Here is a 16,738-nt window from a genome sequence, read left to right as displayed (position 1 = left end):
CATGGATTAACCGTGTCGAGAGCCGTTCAGCGCGCCACCGGAACGCCGTACAGGTCGTGCTCGTCGGCGTCCTCGACCAGAACCGGGATGATGTCGCCCGGCGCATGGCCCGCCGCGTCGCGAAGCAGCACATTGCCGTCGATCTCGGGCGCGTCGGCCTTCGATCGCCCGGTCGCGCCGCCGTCCTCGTCCACCGCGTCGAGGATCACGTCCAGCGTGCGACCGATCTTCGCCCGAAGCTTGGCGGCGGAGATGTCGGCGCATTTCGCCATGATGCGCTCATAGCGGTCCTGCTTCACCTCTTCGGGAACCGGATCGGGCAGCGCATTGGCGGCAGCCCCTGCGACGGGTTCGAACTTGAACGCGCCGACGCGATCGAGCTGCGCTTCGTCCAGCCAGTCGAGCAGATACTGGAAATCGGCCTCGCTCTCGCCGGGAAAGCCGACGACGAAGGACGACCGGACCGCAATGTCGGGGCAGATATCCCGCCAACCCCGAAGCCGCTCCAGCACCTTGGCCTCGTTGGCCGGGCGCTTCATCGCTTTGAGGACCGACGGCGATGCATGCTGGAAGGGAATGTCCAGATAGGGCGTCACCAGCCCTTCGGCCATCAGCGGAATCACCTGATCGACGTGCGGATAGGGATAGACATAGTGCAGCCGCACCCACGCCCCCAGCCGCCCCAGCTCGCGGGCGAGGTCGGTCATGTGCGTGCGCACTTCGCCGCCCTTCCACGGGAAGGCCCTGTGCTTCAGGTCTACCCCATAGGCAGAGGTGTCCTGGCTGATGACGAGCAGTTCCTTCGTCCCGGCGGCGACCAGCCTTTCGGCCTCCCGCAGCACCGCATCCACCCGGCGGCTCGCGAGATCGCCCCGGATCGAGGGGATGATGCAAAAGGCGCAGCGGTGATTGCAGCCTTCGGAAATCTTCAGATAGCTGTAGTGGCGCGGCGTCAGCTTCAGCCCCGCTTCGGGCACAAGGTCCAGATAGGGCGAATGCTGCCAGGGCGCCGCCTCGTGCACCGCGCCCACCACCGCTTCATACTGGTGCGGCCCCGTGACAGCGAGCACATCGGGAAAGCGCGCGCGGATGACGTCGGCCTCATTGCCCATGCAGCCGGTCACGATGACGCGGCCGTTCTCGGCAATCGCCTCGCCGATTGCTTCCAGCGACTCGGCCTTGGCCGAATCGAGGAAGCCGCAGGTGTTCACCAGCACCACATCGGCCTGGTCGTAATCGGGCGACAGCGCATAGCCGTCTGCCCGCAATTTGGTGAGAATCCGTTCGGAATCGACCAATGCCTTGGGGCAGCCGAGCGAAACCATGCCCACCTTGGGCGGATTGGGAAGTTGCTTTTCCATGAGCCTGGCGCGCCAGATAGGCGTTCCCGCGCCATTTGGCGAGAGGGGAGCGGTACTTCAGCGCGATCCGGGCACGATCTCGATGATGACGTCGCCCGCCTGCAGGGCGTTTGCCTCCGCCTCCCAGAAGCCGAAACAGTCGCTTCCCCGATAGATGCGAACGCCGACACCGGTGGTGATCGCCGACAGCGGCTGGCCGATTTCGTGCGCCTCGACGATGCGCTCTTTGAGCGCGACCCGGCCCTCGGCGGTGGCGAGATCGCGCATATATTCGGGCAGGTGGCTGCCATGCGTCGCGCCCGCCACCAGCAGCCCGGCAAAGCTCACCGGGTTGATGACGCTGGTCGCGCCCGCCTGTTTGGCGAGGTCTTCATTCTCCTCCGACCGGATCACGACGGTGATGACTGCGTCTGGCGAGAGCTTGCGCGCCGTCAGCACGATCAGGATCGACGTGTCGTCACGCCCGGCGGAAATCACCACCGCGCGCGCGCGCTTGATCGCCGCCGCCTCCAGCACGGCGTTGTGCGATGCGTCGCCGCACAGATAATTGACGCCCAGTGCCTCGGCTGTCTCAAGCACGGTCTGGCGGCTGTCGATGACGACGATGTCGTCGGGCGACGTCCCCCGCCTCAGCAATTCCGCCACCGCCTCTCCGCCACTGGTGCCGAAGCCCGCGACCACCACATGATCGTGCAACCGGTCCTGGATCAGTTTCATGCGCCAGCGGTTCCATGCCCGTTTGAAGATGAAGTCATAAGCCGTCCCCAGAAAGATGAGCCAGACGAAAAGACGGATCGGCGTGACCGCAAAGGTGTCGAACATCCGCGCCCTGGGCGTCACCGGCACGATGTCGCCATAGCCGACCGTGGTGATCGTGATCATCGTGAAATAGAGCACGTCGCCAAAGCTGATATGCCCATCCACCTGATCCACCAGCCCACCCCGGTCGAACCAGTGGATCGCGATCGCCGTTCCGATCAGCGCCAGCACGATCGTCGCCCTCAGCAGCAGCGACCCGAGCGGCGTCAGCTTCGCCTGGCGCTGCAGCGCCAGCCGTTCGTCCCGCCGGTCGACGAGCTTGATGCTCATCCGCTTTTGGGCAGCAGGGTGAGGGGGTCCAGCGGCTTGCGCCCTTCGCGGATCTCGAAATGCACCTGCGGCTCGTCGACCGAGCCGGTCTGGCCCGCCCGGGCGATGACATCGCCCCTCTTCACGATCTGCCCGCGACCGACGAGCAGCGCATCGGCGTGCGCATAGGCCGTCACCCAGTTGCCGCCGTGCTTGATGAGGATCAGATTGCCGAAGCCCGGCAGCGTGTCGCCCGCATAGGCGATCACGCCATCGGCGGCCGCGCGCACCGGCGATCCGGCCGCCGCGCGGATATTGATGCCGTCGTTGAAGCGGCCGCCGGGCTTTGCGCCATAGCGGGAAAGGATGGTTCCCCTCGCCGGCCAGTCGAACGTGCCCGCAAAACTGGAAGGCGCGACCACCGGCCCTTGATCGGGCGTCGCCGGCCTCGGCGCGGTCGCGGCGCTCTCCTCGGCCGCCGGTTCGCCCCCGGTGATCAGATCGCCAATGTCGATGGTGAAGGCGCGCGCCCGGTCTTCCAGCGACATCGCCGCCACCTGCCGCGCGCTGGGCAGCAGCAGCTTTTGCCCGACGCGAAGGACATAGGGCTCCTCCAGCGCATTGCCGTCGACCACCTTCGACCATGAGACGCCATAGGCGCGGGCGATGGCGATCCCGGTCTCCCCGGATTTCACGCGGTGGTAGCGCCCGCCCGGTATGCTCAGCCGTTCGCCGACGCGGATGATGAAGGGCGGCGGGATGTTGTTGGCCCTGGCGATCGCTTCGGAGGATGCGCCGAGCCGGTCGGAGATGCGCCGCAATGTATCGCCCGGCCGCACGACATAGGTTTGCGCGGGGACTTCCACCGCGTCCGGCGTCACCTCGCGCGCCACCCATTGCGGTTTTGGCGGCGGCAGCGGCTGGGCCGGCGGCAGCCGCTGGACACGCTTGTTGACCGGCCAGTCTTCCGCGCCCCGGGGCACGCGGGACTGGTGCGGAGCGCAGGCCGCCAGCATCAGCACCAGAGCAAGAAACAGACCCCCCTTCGACATGGCGGCCATTTGTAGCGTCTTGTCAGCGCATTGCCAGAGCGGGAGCGGCAAATGGTTGGCTTTTCGGAGTCGGACCGATCAGCGATAGCGTTCGCGCAGCGGTTCCAGCGATGCGTGATGGGTCATGTCGAGGTGCAGCGGCGTCACGCTGACGAAGCCGTCCTGCACCGCCTCCAGATCGGTATGGTGTCCGGGGGTGGAAACCGCCTCGCCCAGGCCGAACCAGTAATAATCATAGCCGCGCGGGTCGGTGCCCTTGATGATCCGCAGCCTGCCATAGTCGCGCAGACCCTGATCCACCACTTTCACGCCCTTCACCTCGTCGGCGGGCAGCGCCGGAAAGTTTATGTTCACCAGCGTGCGCGGCGACCATGGCGCGCCGATCAGCCGCTTCAGCACCCGCTCGCCCCAGGCGGCGGCGGCGTCGAACGGCATGGCGTCGCCCATCGCCTCGCGGGAATGGACCTGGCTGAGCGCAATGGAAGGGATGCCCGCCAACGCGCCTTCCATCGCGGCCGAGACCGTCCCGGAATAGGTGACGTCCTCGGCCAGATTGGCGCCGCGATTGACGCCGGACAGGATCAGGTCGGGCGGATTGTCCTTCAGGACATGGGCAACCGCCATCATCACCGCATCGGTCGGCGTTCCCGTCACGCAGAAGCGTCGTTCGCCAAGGCGGCGCAGGCGGACGGGCTGGGTGAGCGTAAGCGAGTGCCCGGCCCCGGATTTCTCCTCTGCGGGGGCGACGATCCAGATATCGTCCGAAAGGGTGCGGGCGATCGTTTCCAGCACCTTGAGGCCGGTTGCGTTCACCCCATCGTCGTTGGTGAGAAGAATCCGCATCAGCTTGCCATCAGCCGGTCGGCGCCGCCCATATAGGGGCGCAGCGGTTCGGGCACGACGACCGATCCGTCCTCGCGCTGGCAATTCTCGATCACGGCCACCAGCGCCCGTCCGACCGCAAGGCCGGAGCCATTGAGCGTATGCACGAAGCTTGTCCCCTTCTCGCCGGCTGCGCGGCAACGGGCGTCCATACGTCGCGCCTGGAAATCGCCGCAGTTGGAAATGGAGCTGATCTCGCGATAGCGCCCCTGTCCCGGCAGCCAGACCTCCAGATCATAGGTCTTGCGCGCTGAAAAGCCCATGTCGCCGGTGCACAGCAGCATCCGTCTGTAATGCAGCCCCAGCCTGTCGAGGATCGCCTCCGCGCAGGCCGTCATCCGCTCATGCTCGGCTTCGGACTGGTCGGCGGTGGTGATCGACACCATTTCCACCTTGTCGAACTGATGCTGGCGAATAAGCCCGCGTGTGTCGCGCCCGGCGGCACCTGCTTCCGACCGGAAACAGGGGGTCAGCGCCGCAAGCCTCAGCGGCAGCGAGGCCCCGTCCACTATCTGCTCGCGGACGAGATTGGTGAGCGACACTTCCGCCGTAGGGATAAGCCAGCGGCCGTCGGTGGTGCGGAACAGATCGTCGGCGAACTTCGGAAGCTGGCCGGTGCCGAACACCGCCTCGTCGCGCACCAGGAGCGGCGGGTTGATCTCGGTATAGCCATGCTCCCCGGTCTGCACATCGAGCATGAACTGGGCGAGCGCGCGATGCAGCCGCGCCATCGGCCCCTTCAGAACCGCAAAGCGCGCGCCGGAAATCGCGGCCGCCGCCTCGAAATCGAGGCCGAGCCTGGCTCCGATCTCGTCATGCTCCAGCGGCCGAAAATCAAAGTGCGGCATCTTGCCACGCACATGGACGACGACATTGGCTTCCTCGTCCGCGCCATCGGGCACATCGGCGGCGGGAATGTTCGGGATCGCCGCGAGGCGGGTGTCAAGCTCCTCGCCCAGCCGCCGTTCCTCGGCCTCCAGCTCCGGAAGACGCGCCTTCAGTGCCGAGACTTCTTCCATCAGCGCGCCTGCCGTGGCTTCATCGCCCTTCGCCTTGGCCTGGCCGATCGCCTTGGAAGCCTCGTTCCGCCGGGCCAGCCCCGCCTGCACCTCGGTCTGGATCGCGCGCCGCGCGCTGTCGAGATCGAGGATGGATTGCGCTATACTGGCCACGCCCCGCCGCGCGAGCGCGGAGTCGAATGCAAGCGGGTCGGACCGTATGGCGCGTATGTCGTGCATGGCCGATGCCTATGGCCCGAGGCAGGGCCGGGATGCAAGGTGCAACGCGCCCCACGCCAAAGCGTTGTGAGAAGAGGGGCTTTCAATAGCGAACCAATAATGAGGAGCAAGCGATGCGGGTACCCCGTGGCACGACCGTTCTGGTTGCCGATGGCGGCAAGATGCTTTTGCTGGAAAATCGCGGCGAGGCGTTCAATCTCCGGCTGGAAGTGATCGAGCAGCAAGCGCAGAACATCCCGCCCGACCGCGAGCTTGGGACCGACCGTCCCGGACGCAGCCATTCCAGCGTGGGACCGGGACGCAGCGCAATGCAGGAAACCGATTTTCACGAACAGGCGGAGGACCGCTTCATTGCCGAAGTCGCCGGCTTTCTGGGCGATCACAGCCGGATCAACGGCAACAACGTCGTCGTCATCGCGCCGCCGCGCACGCTGGGCCGGCTGCGCCAGCATTATCCAAACGGCACGGCCGATCGCGTGATCGCCGAAATCCCGAAGGACCTGACGGGCCATCCGGTGAACGACATCGCGCGGCTGCTTTCGGACTATGAGGTCTGATCCACAAGGGGGACCTCCAAGGGGGCGTTGACGAAGGAACCGCTTATCGTCAGGCTTGAACAGCCTAACGATTTCAATGGATTGGCGGACCCGTTCAGAAAATGCTGCCGACCATTGCCGTAATTGCCGGAACGCGTCCCGAAGCGCTGAAACTGTTGCCGGTCATCGATGCGCTTCGGCATGGCGGCGTTGGGGCCGTTCGCCTGATCGCCTCCGGTCAACACCAGACGCTGTTCGACCAGATGCTGCCGGACATCGCGCCCGACATGGAACTCGGGCTGATGCAGGAGGGCGACCCGCCCGGCCGTTTCCTGGCGCGCGCCGCGGCTGTCCTTGCCGAGGCGTTGGGGCACGTCGACCCGGCGCTTGCCATCGTGCAGGGCGACACGGCGACCGCCTATGCCGGGGCGCTGGCCGCGTTTCGCCTGGGAATCCCCATCGCCCATGTGGAAGCCGGGCTTCGCACCGCCTCGATAGCCGAGCCGTTTCCCGAAGAGCTGTTCCGCCGCGCCATCGCCCGTCTGGCAACACTCCATTTCGCGCCGACGCCCCGCGCGCGCGACAATCTGCTGGCCGAAGGCGTGGCGAGCGGCGCTGTCCATCTCACCGGCAACACCGGCATAGACCGGCTGATGAGCGCGCTGGAAGACCCTAGGCCAAGCCCGGCGGCAGAGGCCCTGCTGTCCGGCATCGGCGACGGCCGCTTCGCCCTGACGACCGTCCACCGGCGCGAGAACCGGGGCAAGGCGCTGGAAGGCGTCGCACGGGGCATCAGCAAGGTCGCACACGCGCATGCGCTGCCGGTCATCCTGCCGCTGCACCCCGCGCCTGATCTCCAGCCACTGGCGGATATGCTTTGCGGCGATCCGCTCATCCAGCTGTCCGCGCCGATAGACCACGCCGCGATCGTGCGGTTGCTGGTGCGCGCTGCGCTGGTCGTCACCGATTCCGGCGGCCTTCAGGAAGAAGCCGCCACACTGGGCATACCCGTTGTGGTGCTCCGGACCCGGACCGAACGGATGGAAGCGGTTGAAGACGGCAGGGCAATGCTTGCCGGAAGCGACCCGGAGGCGATCCTTTCGGCGGCGGGCGAAATGCTGGAGAAGGGCCGCTTCCCCCGCTCCACCCTGTTCGGGGACGGAGCCGCCGCGCCGCGTATCGCCGCGCGGATCGCGGAATGGCTGCGGCGGTAGGACCCGCCCGGGCTTCAAACATGGTTAACAAAATGTTAGCGTCGGCTTCCGGGAATGGAGCAGGCGCATGCGGCAATGGCTGGATAGTTTCGACCTTTCATCGGCGGCGGCGATACCGCAGCTGTCAGACGATGTCCGCGCCTTTGCCTTCACCTTTACGGGCGGCTTCGTCTTTTTCTCGTTCTTCTTCGCATAGCGCCGTCTCGCACACGCGGTGGAGCCGCCAGGCGATGAACGACGCCAGGATTCCGCCCACCGCCACCAGCAGCAATATCTGCGGCACCGAGAAGTTCAGCATCGCCAGCAGCGCGGCCAACAGCGCCGCGATGACCATGAAGGCCGAATTGACGATGTTGTTGGCAGCGATCGTCCGCGCCGTATCCGTCGGCGGCACGGTGATCTGGAGAAAGGCGTAGAGCGGGACGACGAACATCCCGCCCGCCACGGCAACCCCGAACAGATCGAACATCACCCGGATCGCCTCTGGATGGCGGATGAACTGGCGCAGGTTGAGCGTGCCGTCGCCGCCATGCGTCCAGTGCGACGCCGCCCAGAACAGATCGATGATGAAAGCGCTCATCACAAGCGCCGAAACCGGCGAGAAGCGGGCCGAAACCTCGCCCTTCAGCAGCCGGTTGATCGCGATCGATCCGACCGCGACCCCGACCGAGAACAAGGCGAGGAACAGCGTCGCCACCTGCTGGTTGGCGTTGAACTCGTTCTTCACCAGCGGCGGGAACTGGCTCGCCAATATGGTGCCCACGGCCCAGAAGAAGGAGATGCACAATATCGCTAGGTCCAGCCGGCGCACCCGCATTGCGTCGCGCACCAGCCGGATGGAGGCGCGGACGATGTGCCAGTCGCAGCGATGGTCCTCCACGACAGGAGGCGCGGGCGGCACCTGACGCCCGGCAAGCCACCCGGCGGCCGCAACCATCAGCACCATGCCGGCCGCCGCCGCCGGTGGAATGATTCCGCCGACGATCGTCCCTCCGAGGATCGCCGCATAGGTCCCCGCCTCCACCAGTCCGGTCCCGCCCAGCACCTCCTTCTCGCGCAGATGCTGCGGCAGGATCGCGTATTTGATGGGGCCGAAGAAGGCGGAGTGCACGCCCATGGCGAACAGTGCCGCAAGCAGCAGCGTGACGGACGGCAGCAGCAGCCCCACCGCGCCGAACAGCATGATCGCAATCTCGGCCGTCTTGACGATGCGGATGATCCGCGCCTTGTCGTTACCGTCGGCAAGCTGCCCGGCAAGCGCCGAAAACAGGAAGAACGGCAGGATGAACAGCCCGCCCGCAATTGCGTTGAATGCCGCTTCCTTCGCCGCATCGCTATAGATGTGGAAGGTGACGAGCAGCACCAGCGCCGTCTTGAACAGGTTGTCGTTAAACGCGCCGAGGAATTGCGTGACGAACAGCGGCAGGAACCGGCGCTTGCCAAGAAGTGATATGGATGCCTGCATACGCTCTTACCGCCGATCTTATGCGCGCTTAGCCGATTGGGGCGGGCGGTGGAACAGCCCGGTTCGGCCTGCGGATCAGGACCAGCGCCGTGCCGATCATCGCCGCTCCCATAAACTCCACCGGCCCCAGCCTTTCGCCATAGACGATCCAGCCGACTGTGCCGGAGATGACGGGCTGGACGAGCAGACAAAGCCCCGCCACGACCGGCTCCAGATGGCCCAGCGCATAGACCAGCAGCCCCTGTCCGACGACCTGGCTTGACACGGCGAGCATCAGCAAAGGCCCCCAGCTTCCGGGCAGGATACTGGCCTCGCCATATGACGACACGATGAACGCGACCGCCGCGCCGGCTACGGTTGCAAGCGCAAGCGTCGGCATCGGCTGAAGACGCCCGCGTAACGTCCCGATCGCGATCAGATAAATTGTGTAGAACAGCGCAGCCACCAGGCACAGCAGGTCGCCATAGAGATTGTCCGCGCTGATCTGGTACGACCGGCTCATCAGCAGCACCAGCCCAAGGAACGCCAGTGTCAGCGCCATGGCGGCGGTTCTGCTGGGGAGACGGCGAGCGATAATATAGCCCCATCCCGCAAAGGCGAAGCTGGTGGCGTTGCCGACAAGCGTCGAATTGGCGAGCCGGGTACGCAAGATGCCCTCGTGCCAGAAGGCCAGATCAAGCGCAAAGGCAGCGCCCGCGATCCAGATGATCGCGACCAGCCGCCGGTCCAGCCGCGGCAACGCCTGCCCCGTCATCGGCGCAAGCAGCAGCAGAAGCGGGGCGGCCAGCGCCAGCCGCCAGAAGCCGGAGGCGAGGGGCCCGACATCGGCCACCCGGACCATCCAGGGTCCGAGCGCAAGGCATGACGAGCCGAGGATCATCGCTGGAAAGGCGAAGCGCCCGGCTGTTTTGCTCGATTGCACGAATCTCTCCTGACCACCGTTGCAGGCCGCCCCCGCGCTCAAACCGCCTGTAACAGGCCCAGCAGCGGCAGCAGCTTGGCGTCGGCCGCGCATCCGTCCGCCCGCCTTGAAGCGATGAAGGCCGCGACTTCGCCCAGCGGCACGCGATGGACTGTGATGTTCTCGCCGTCCACGCCACCGCCGTCGCCGGTTTTCTGAAGCCCCGTTGCGCGCACCAGATGAAAGGTCTCCGACGTCATGCCCGGCGAGGAGGCGAACTCCCCCAGCACCTCGACGGACCCGGCCCTGTAGCCGGTTTCCTCCTCCAGCTCGCGCGCGGCGGAGGATTCCACGCTCTCGCTTTCGTCCTCGTCGCCCACCAGCCCGGCCGGAAGCTCGATGCAGTTGCGGCCCAGCGGCACGCGATACTGCTCCACCAGCAGGACATGCCCGTCGTCCACGGCCAGAATCACCGCTGCGGTGATCGAGCCGGTGCGGACGACATATTCCCAGCTTTCATCCACGCGCGCTTCAAGGAAGCGACCGCTCCACACCGTCTTTGCCGTCATCACTGTCCTGTTTCGATCAGCCTGTCCGGCAGCTCATTAGGGTTGCGGACGTCTGGTGGGAAGTGCCGGGCGAGCAGTTCGCCCGATTGCTCCACCGCAGCGACCAGACCGTCGCCCGGCCGCCCGTCCTTCAGCGCATCGACCAGGCCGGCGGCGATCCGTCCCCACTCCTCCGGCTCCACCCTGGAATGAATCGCGCGGTCGGCGACGATTTCCACCTGATGCTCGGCAAGCGAAACGTAGATCAGCACGGCGGTTCGCCCCACGGTGCGCCATTCCGCGCCGACGCGGAAACAGTCGATCGCCCGCGCCCGCACGCGCCGGGCCTTGATCGCGCGCGGCGTGAGCGCCAGCCGCACCGGGCGAAGCGACACGATCCAGCACACCGCGCCAAACTTCACGGCCAGCAGCAGGATCAGCGCTGCCAGCGCCTCGCCATGGGAAAGTTGCGCCTGCCAGCCAAGCGCCGCCCCATGCAGCCGCTCGACCATCGGCGGCGGCAATGCGGCCAAAGTCGCAAGCGCAAGGAACACCGCCAGCACGCCCCATGCCAGCACCATGTCGAGATAATGGTCGCTCGACCGCGCGGCGATGGTCACGATCTCCCCGCTCGTCCGCGTTTCCACCTCGCGCACGGCAGCGGTGACGCGCTGGTGGTCGCCGGGATCGACCGTCATCACCATCCGCCCGATGCGCCTCCGCCGCCAAAGCTGCCGCCGCCACCCGAAAATCCGCCACCGCCGAAGCCGCCGCGCCCGCCGCCCCAGCCGCCGCCGAGCCCCGGCCCCCAGAGCACCACGGGAGCCCGCCCGCCCCGGAAGCGGCGGCCCACGCCGCGATTGCTGAAGATCACGATGAGGATGACCGCCACGACGATGATCCAGAAAAACCCGGCAGGGCCCGTGCCCCGGTCGCGCTCCGCCAGAAGCCGTGCGGCCTCGGCGTGGCGGGCCTGCGCCTCTTCATCGGGGAGCTGGAGCTGCGCGATCAGCGCGTCCGCGCCCGCCAGGATTCCTTCCGCCATCCGGCCTTCACGGAAATGCGGCAATATCGCCTGCTGAATGATGACGCTTGAAAGCGCGTCGGTCAGCACCGGCTCCAGCCCGTAGCCGACCTCTATTCTGACCTTCTTTTCATTGGGCGCCACGATCAGCAGCACCCCGTCGTTCACGTCCTTGCGGCCGATCCCCCAGGCGCGGCCAAGCTGATAGCCGTAATCCTCGATAGCATGGCCCTGCAGATCGGGAATGGTTGCGACCACAAGCTGGCGTCCGGTCTGCTTTTCCAGCGATTCCAGCTTTGCCCCAAGCGCCTGCTCCTGCGCCGGGTCGAGCAGATCGGAGGCGTCCGTCACGCGGCCGGAAAGCGGCGGAAATTGAGGCGCGGCCAGTGCCGCCGCACCCCACAGGCAAAGCAGCAGGGCCGCCGCGACGGCCCGGATGCGGGTCATCAGAACTCGACCTTCGGCGCTTGTTCCGCCCCTGGCGAAGTCGCCTGGAACGGCACCATCGGCTTTGCGCCATAGATCAGCCTTGCGCCCACGATCGACGGAAAGGTGCGGATTTCGGTGTTATAGTCCTGCACCGCGCGATTATAGTCCAACCGCGCGATGGCGATGCGGTTCTCGGTGCCTTCGATCTGGCTCTGCAACGCAAGGAAGTTCTGGTTGGACTTCAAATCCGGATAGCGCTCCACCACCAGCAGCAGCCTGCCGAGCGACTGGCTGAGCGCGCCTTGCGCCTGGGAGAATTGTTCCACCGCCGCGGGATCGGTCAACTGTTCGGGCGAGACATTGACCGAGGTGGCGCGCGCCCGCGCGTTCGTCACCTCCACCAGCACCTCGCGCTCCTGCTCGGCATAGCCCCGCACGGTTGCGACCAGATTGGGGATCAGGTCGGCGCGGCGCTGATACTGGTTCTGCACATCGGCCCATTTCGCCTTGGCGTTTTCCTCCGCCGTGGGAATGGCGTTGATGCCGCAGGCGGTCAGCCACAGCGCAAGCATTGCAGGCAGCATGATCTTGCCGAAGCGACGGAGAGACATGGATTTTCCTTTTCACCGGCCGTGCTGGAAGCGCAACGATCTTAGGGCGTAGCCGTTGCATCGGCAATCGGGCTTTGTTTCGCAAAAGACTTGCATTCCAAGGCAAAGAACGGTTCGTTACGGGCGATGTCGAATAGACGGGGATGAAAATGCTCAGCGAGTTCAAGGCGTTCATCGCGCGCGGCAATGTGCTGGATCTGGCGGTCGCGGTCATTATCGGCGGCGCATTCGGCAAGATCGTCACATCGCTGACCGATGATGTGATCATGCCCGTGGTCGCCCGCGTTTTCGGCGGGCTCAACTTCTCCAGCAAGTTCTTCCTGCTTGCGGATGTACCTGAAGCCTATGAGGGCTCGTTGAGCGACTATGCCGCCCTGAAGGCGGCGGGCGTGCCCGTGCTGGGCTATGGTGAGTTCATCACCCAGACGGTCAATTTCATCATTCTCGCCTTCATCATCTTCCTGATGGTGAAGCTCGCCAACCGGCTGATCGAAAGGAAGCCGGCAACGCCTGCCGCAACGCCGGAAGACGTGCTGCTGCTCCGCGAGATCAGGGACGAGCTGAAGAAGCGGCCCTAGCCGACTACGCACGGAACGAATGGCCGGGCGTGGCTGCTCAACCCGGCCGGTTTTCCACGGTCAGCTCCACCTGCTGGCCGTGCGAAATCTCCAGCACATTGCCGTCAGGGTCGGCGATATAGGCCCAATAGCCAACCGGCGCGCCCCAGTCTTCGGGGCCTTTCAGCAGGATACCCGCCTCCGCCGCGCGCGCGGCCAGCCGGTCGATGTCTTCGCGGCTGGCGCAAGCCACCCCCAGATGGCCGATCGGCCCGAGCGGACGATCCTTCAGCCCCGGCTGCTGGATCAGCACGATGACGAAAGGCCGCGTTCCGTCGCTGATCCACGCGACCACATCGCCCCGGCCCTGGCCGTTGCGGCGGTGGACGACATGCATGTTCGCATAATCGGCATAGAAGGCGAGGCTCGCCTCCATGTCCGCGACCACCAGTGCGATATGGGTGAAGCCCAGATCAGCCGGCATTCATCCTCCCTGTCAGGCGGGTCGCGCCTGCGTTCAGCCCTTTTGCGATGCGATCCAGTTGTCGATCTTGGCTTCAAGAATCTCCATCGGCAAGGCGCCCGTCGTCAGCACCTGGTCATGGAAGGCGCGGATGTCGAACCGGGCTCCAAGCGCCGCTTCGGCCCTGTCGCGCAGCCGCCGGATCGTGATCTGCCCCACCTTGTAGGACAGCGCCTGCCCCGGATAGGCGATATAGCGCTCCACCTCGGCGGTCGCATCGGTCCTGCCCATCGATGAATTGGCGAGCATGTAGGCGATCGCCTGATCGCGGGTCCAGCCCTTGGCGTGGATGCCGGTGTCGACGACCAGCCGCATCGCCCGCATCATCTCGTCGTCATAGGAGCCGAAGCGCTGATAGGGATCGGTCAGCAGCCCAAGCTCCCGCCCCAGGCTTTCGGAATAGAGCGCCCAGCCTTCGACATAGGCGGTATTGCCGTCGAAACGCAGGAAATTGGGCAGCTCATCATTTTCCTGCGCGAGGCTGATCTGGAAATGATGCCCCGGCACGGCTTCGTGCAGATAGAGCGTTTCCATGCCCGGCGTGGTGCGCGACGGCAGGTCGTAGCTGTTGTAATAGAATATGCCCGGCCGCGATCCGTCGGGCGTGCCGGCCATGTAATAGGCCCCGGCCGATGTCTTTTCGATATAGGACGGCACCGGCCTGATCTCGAGCGGCGCTTCGGGGACGGTGGAGAACAGCTTCGGCACGGCGGCGGCCACACGCTCCCCAATCGCTCGGTAGCCGTCGCCCAGCGCCTTGGCGCTTTCCGGTTTGAACTTGGGATCGGTGCGGATGTAGTCGAAGAACTTGGCCAGCGGCTCCTTGAAGCCGACCTGGTTCTTGATCTCCTCCATGCCCTTCTTGATCCGGGCGACTTCGCTCAAGCCAAGCTGGTGAATCTCGTCAGGCGTCATCTCGGTGGTCGTCTGCCGCTCCACCAGATAGGCGTAATAGTCCGCGCCGCCCGGCATCTGGCTCAACCCGACGCTCGCCCGCGCCCGCGGCAGATATTCGGTCTTCAGGAAATCGCGAAGGCGCTTGTAGGCTGGATCGATCTTCCCGGAAATCGCCTCGCGATAGGCCTGCGTCAGCCGCGCCTTTTCAGCGTCGGTAAAGCCCTCCGGCATGTTGCGGATCGGACCGTAGAAGGTGGACTTGTCCACGCCCTGCGCGATCAGCGTGTCGAGCTGCCCGATCATGTTTTCAACAACGAGCCTGGGCTGGGTGACACCGCGCGCGGCGCCTTCGCGCATGCGCACGGCCGCCGCGTCCAGAAAGGCGACAAATCCGTCGATCCGCGACAGCCCGTGGTCGTAATCGGCGACGGTCTTGTAGGGCGCTGCGCCCTCCCCCGACGAAAGATCGGGAAAGTAGATGTGCATCCCGTTGAAATGATCAATCGGCAGCTGCACGCCGATGAGCGCGAAATCGGGCTGGAGACCGCGCAGGTCCAGCGTCCGCTGCCATTTGAACGTGTCGTGGATCACCTGATCGGTGGGCGAAAGCCGGCTGCGGTCAACCTCGGCGAGCCGCCTCAGATCTTCCTCGGCGGCCGCGCGTTCGGCCGCCAGATAGGCGTCGGACAGATGATCGCCGAACTGCCCGGCATAGCGCATGTCGCCCCGGTAGAGCGCGTTCAGCGGATTGCGCTTCAGATCGGCCTCATCGCTTTGCGCCAGAAGTGCGCGAAGCTGCCCGGCCGCGCTGGCGGCGGGTGCGATCGCAGGTGCGCTGCTCACAGCGGGCGGCTGAGACTGCTGCGCGCAGGCGGAAAGCAGGGCGAGGCCGGCGGCCGCGCACAGGATCGAAGATTTTGACATCGGGGGGAAATCCTTAGGGGGACCATGACCCGATGCTAATGAGGCGGCTGATAGCAGGCAAGGGCGGCCGAGACGCCGGCCACCCCGCCCCGACAGTTACCAGAAGAAGTCCCGGATCACCTCGCGGATCATGCCGTTCCGGACGTCCACCAGAAGCACGTCATCGCCATAGCGGACCCAGCGCAGATGGCCCGACGCGGGCCGATGAAGCCGATAATGCCAGGGATCGGCGATGATGTAGCGCGGGCCGTAATAGGCGGACGGTATACGCCAGCCGGGCTGCCAGGCACGATAGCGATAGCCCGATGGCCCCATGTAGCGCGGCTGGTGAAAGACGTGACGGTTGCGGCTGCGATAGTCGCGCCAGGCGTCGCGCCGGTCCTCGCGATAGTCGCGGCGGTCTTCTCTCAGCTCCCGCCGGTCCTCGCGCAGTTCGCGACGATCCTCGCGGGCCTCCCGCCAATCGCCCCGACGCATGTCGCGCTGCACCTCATGCCGGCCCTGATGCACTTCGCGCATCCCCTGTCGGATTTCCCTCCGGTCGTGCCGCGTCTCGGCCCGCGATGGCGAATCGGCGTAAGCAACGGCGGGCATCGCGGTCGCCGCCATCAGACCGGCTAATATAAATGATCGCATGTTCAACCTCCTGCTGCCGGGCCAGGCGGCTCCGGCCGTGATCGAACCATCGCGATTCCCGGCTGAACGGAGCCGGAATGACGCAGTCAGCATCTGTAAAGCAGGGAAGGCGGGTAGCGATCAGCGGATTGCAATTTTCGCAATCAGCGATGAGCTTTTCGCACTTGCGGAATCTCTTTGTGCGGTGCACAAAGACCATGCCTTTCAGGCATCCTCTCCTAAACTTAAAGCCGCTCTTCGGGGCGGCTTTTTCTTTAGGCATCCTCTCCCGTGGATGGCGCGTCATACTATCGGTGATTCGCTGCTTGGCAAGCTGTTAATTTGCCGTTCAGCTTGCGGCTCGCCCGTCCCGCCATTGCAACCCCGGCCCGCGGCCCCGATAAGGACGCCATCCGAGTTGCGGCCACAGGATGCAGGCATGTTCAAGAAGCTGGATGAAAAGACCTTCGTCGCCGGGCAGATCGCCCCGGCCGATCTTGCGGAGGCGAGAACCACGGGCATCACCCTTGTCATCAACAACCGTCCCGATGGCGAAGCCCCGGGGCAGCCGGGCGGCAGCGAGATCGAGGCGGCCGCGCGGGCGGCAGGCATGGACTATGCCGCCATTCCGGTCAGCGGCGGATTTTCGATGGAACAGGTGGAAGCAATGCGCACCGCGCTCGAATCCGCGGACGGGCCGGTGCTGGCGTTCTGCCGTTCCGGCACGCGCTCGACCAATCTCTGGTCGCTCGCCCGCGCGTCGATGGGTGATTCACCGCAAAGCCTGTCGGAGAAGGCTGCGGCCCAGGGCTATGATCTTTCCCCGCTGATGGGCGCGCTGACGCAACTTTCCTCGAAGAGTTGAACATAAAAAATGGGCCGGAGCGATGCCC

Annotated in this window: 18 protein-coding genes; 4 read left to right on the top strand and 14 right to left on the bottom strand. The window is 65.5% G+C overall.

Annotation, left to right across the window (positions count from 1 at the left end; translation table 11 throughout):
• Positions 1-26: 26 nt before the first annotated feature.
• From rimO to serS, 5 genes are all read right to left on the bottom strand, one after another.
• The gene (gene rimO, locus BSL82_RS14480) at positions 27-1,361 is read right to left on the bottom strand and encodes a 30S ribosomal protein S12 methylthiotransferase RimO (protein ID WP_072598036.1); all 1,335 of its coding nucleotides are present in this window, start codon (positions 1,359-1,361) and stop codon (positions 27-29) included.
• A gap of 57 nt (positions 1,362-1,418) precedes the next feature.
• The gene (locus BSL82_RS14475) at positions 1,419-2,450 is read right to left on the bottom strand and encodes a potassium channel family protein (RefSeq protein ID WP_072598035.1); all 1,032 of its coding nucleotides are present in this window, start codon (positions 2,448-2,450) and stop codon (positions 1,419-1,421) included.
• Positions 2,447-3,481: a M23 family metallopeptidase gene (locus BSL82_RS14470; protein WP_072598810.1), complete on the bottom strand. Its 1,035-nt coding sequence runs from the start codon at positions 3,479-3,481 to the stop codon at positions 2,447-2,449. Before BSL82_RS14470 ends, BSL82_RS14475 begins: the two co-directional genes overlap by 4 nt.
• A 78-nt stretch (positions 3,482-3,559) precedes the next feature.
• Positions 3,560-4,324 (bottom strand): 5'/3'-nucleotidase SurE, encoded by a 765-nt coding sequence (gene surE, locus BSL82_RS14465; RefSeq protein WP_072598034.1) that lies wholly within the window; start codon positions 4,322-4,324, stop codon positions 3,560-3,562.
• On the bottom strand, positions 4,324-5,601 hold the full coding sequence (gene serS / locus BSL82_RS14460) for a serine--tRNA ligase (protein WP_072598033.1): 1,278 nt from the start codon (positions 5,599-5,601) through the stop codon (positions 4,324-4,326). The genes surE and serS overlap by 1 nt, the downstream gene beginning before the upstream one ends.
• A 113-nt stretch (positions 5,602-5,714) precedes the next feature.
• Between serS and BSL82_RS14455 the strand changes: the two genes are divergently transcribed.
• Positions 5,715-6,158, top strand: coding sequence for a host attachment family protein (locus tag BSL82_RS14455; RefSeq protein ID WP_072598032.1), 444 nt, complete (start codon positions 5,715-5,717; stop codon positions 6,156-6,158).
• Between the two features lie 101 nt (positions 6,159-6,259).
• Entirely contained in the window at positions 6,260-7,351 is a 1,092-nt protein-coding gene (wecB, locus tag BSL82_RS14450; protein ID WP_072598031.1) for a non-hydrolyzing UDP-N-acetylglucosamine 2-epimerase, read from the top strand.
• Between the two features lie 124 nt (positions 7,352-7,475).
• On the opposite strand, the gene BSL82_RS14445 is transcribed toward wecB, so the two are convergent.
• The 6 genes from BSL82_RS14445 to BSL82_RS14420 are packed head-to-tail and all read right to left on the bottom strand — an operon-like array spanning position 7,476 to position 12,329.
• On the bottom strand, positions 7,476-8,816 hold the full coding sequence (locus BSL82_RS14445; protein WP_072598030.1) for an MFS transporter: 1,341 nt from the start codon (positions 8,814-8,816) through the stop codon (positions 7,476-7,478).
• Between the two features lie 28 nt (positions 8,817-8,844).
• Positions 8,845-9,738 carry a DMT family transporter gene (locus BSL82_RS14440; RefSeq protein ID WP_226998479.1) on the bottom strand — a complete coding sequence of 298 codons (894 nt, stop codon included), beginning with the start codon at positions 9,736-9,738 and terminating at the stop codon, positions 8,845-8,847.
• A 38-nt stretch (positions 9,739-9,776) separates the two neighbouring features.
• Positions 9,777-10,286 (bottom strand): NUDIX hydrolase, encoded by a 510-nt coding sequence (locus BSL82_RS14435; RefSeq protein ID WP_072598029.1) that lies wholly within the window; start codon positions 10,284-10,286, stop codon positions 9,777-9,779.
• Positions 10,286-10,963 carry a TPM domain-containing protein gene (locus tag BSL82_RS14430; protein ID WP_335743895.1) on the bottom strand — a complete coding sequence of 226 codons (678 nt, stop codon included), beginning with the start codon at positions 10,961-10,963 and terminating at the stop codon, positions 10,286-10,288. The genes BSL82_RS14435 and BSL82_RS14430 overlap by 1 nt, the downstream gene beginning before the upstream one ends.
• Positions 10,963-11,736, bottom strand: coding sequence for a TPM domain-containing protein (locus tag BSL82_RS14425; RefSeq protein ID WP_083579230.1), 774 nt, complete (start codon positions 11,734-11,736; stop codon positions 10,963-10,965). The genes BSL82_RS14430 and BSL82_RS14425 overlap by 1 nt, the downstream gene beginning before the upstream one ends.
• On the bottom strand, positions 11,736-12,329 hold the full coding sequence (locus tag BSL82_RS14420) for a LemA family protein (protein WP_072598026.1): 594 nt from the start codon (positions 12,327-12,329) through the stop codon (positions 11,736-11,738). Before BSL82_RS14420 ends, BSL82_RS14425 begins: the two co-directional genes overlap by 1 nt.
• Positions 12,330-12,478: 149 nt before the next feature.
• Here BSL82_RS14420 and mscL point away from each other — a divergent pair, with 149 nt between their 5' ends.
• On the top strand, positions 12,479-12,907 hold the full coding sequence (gene mscL, locus BSL82_RS14415) for a large conductance mechanosensitive channel protein MscL (protein ID WP_072598808.1): 429 nt from the start codon (positions 12,479-12,481) through the stop codon (positions 12,905-12,907).
• Positions 12,908-12,944: 37 nt separating this feature from the next.
• Here mscL and BSL82_RS14410 read toward each other — a convergent pair whose 3' ends face one another.
• From BSL82_RS14410 to BSL82_RS14400, 3 genes are all read right to left on the bottom strand, one after another.
• On the bottom strand, positions 12,945-13,370 hold the full coding sequence (locus BSL82_RS14410) for a VOC family protein (protein WP_072598025.1): 426 nt from the start codon (positions 13,368-13,370) through the stop codon (positions 12,945-12,947).
• Positions 13,371-13,403: 33 nt separating this feature from the next.
• Positions 13,404-15,230 carry a DUF885 domain-containing protein gene (locus BSL82_RS14405; RefSeq protein WP_072598024.1) on the bottom strand — a complete coding sequence of 609 codons (1,827 nt, stop codon included), beginning with the start codon at positions 15,228-15,230 and terminating at the stop codon, positions 13,404-13,406.
• 96 nt (positions 15,231-15,326) lie between these two features.
• Positions 15,327-15,866: an RcnB family protein gene (locus BSL82_RS14400; protein WP_072598807.1), complete on the bottom strand. Its 540-nt coding sequence runs from the start codon at positions 15,864-15,866 to the stop codon at positions 15,327-15,329.
• Here BSL82_RS14400 and BSL82_RS21625 point away from each other — a divergent pair.
• Positions 15,865-16,710, top strand: coding sequence for a protein tyrosine phosphatase family protein (locus BSL82_RS21625; protein WP_335743894.1), 846 nt, complete (start codon positions 15,865-15,867; stop codon positions 16,708-16,710). The two genes, BSL82_RS14400 and BSL82_RS21625, sit on opposite strands and share 2 nt — an antisense overlap.
• Positions 16,711-16,738 lie beyond the last annotated feature (28 nt).

This window comes from Tardibacter chloracetimidivorans, assembly GCF_001890385.1.
Taxonomy (GTDB): domain Bacteria; phylum Pseudomonadota; class Alphaproteobacteria; order Sphingomonadales; family Sphingomonadaceae; genus Tardibacter; species Tardibacter chloracetimidivorans.
Note: the sequence above shows the minus strand (reverse complement) of the source record. Positions and strands in the feature narration are given on the sequence as shown.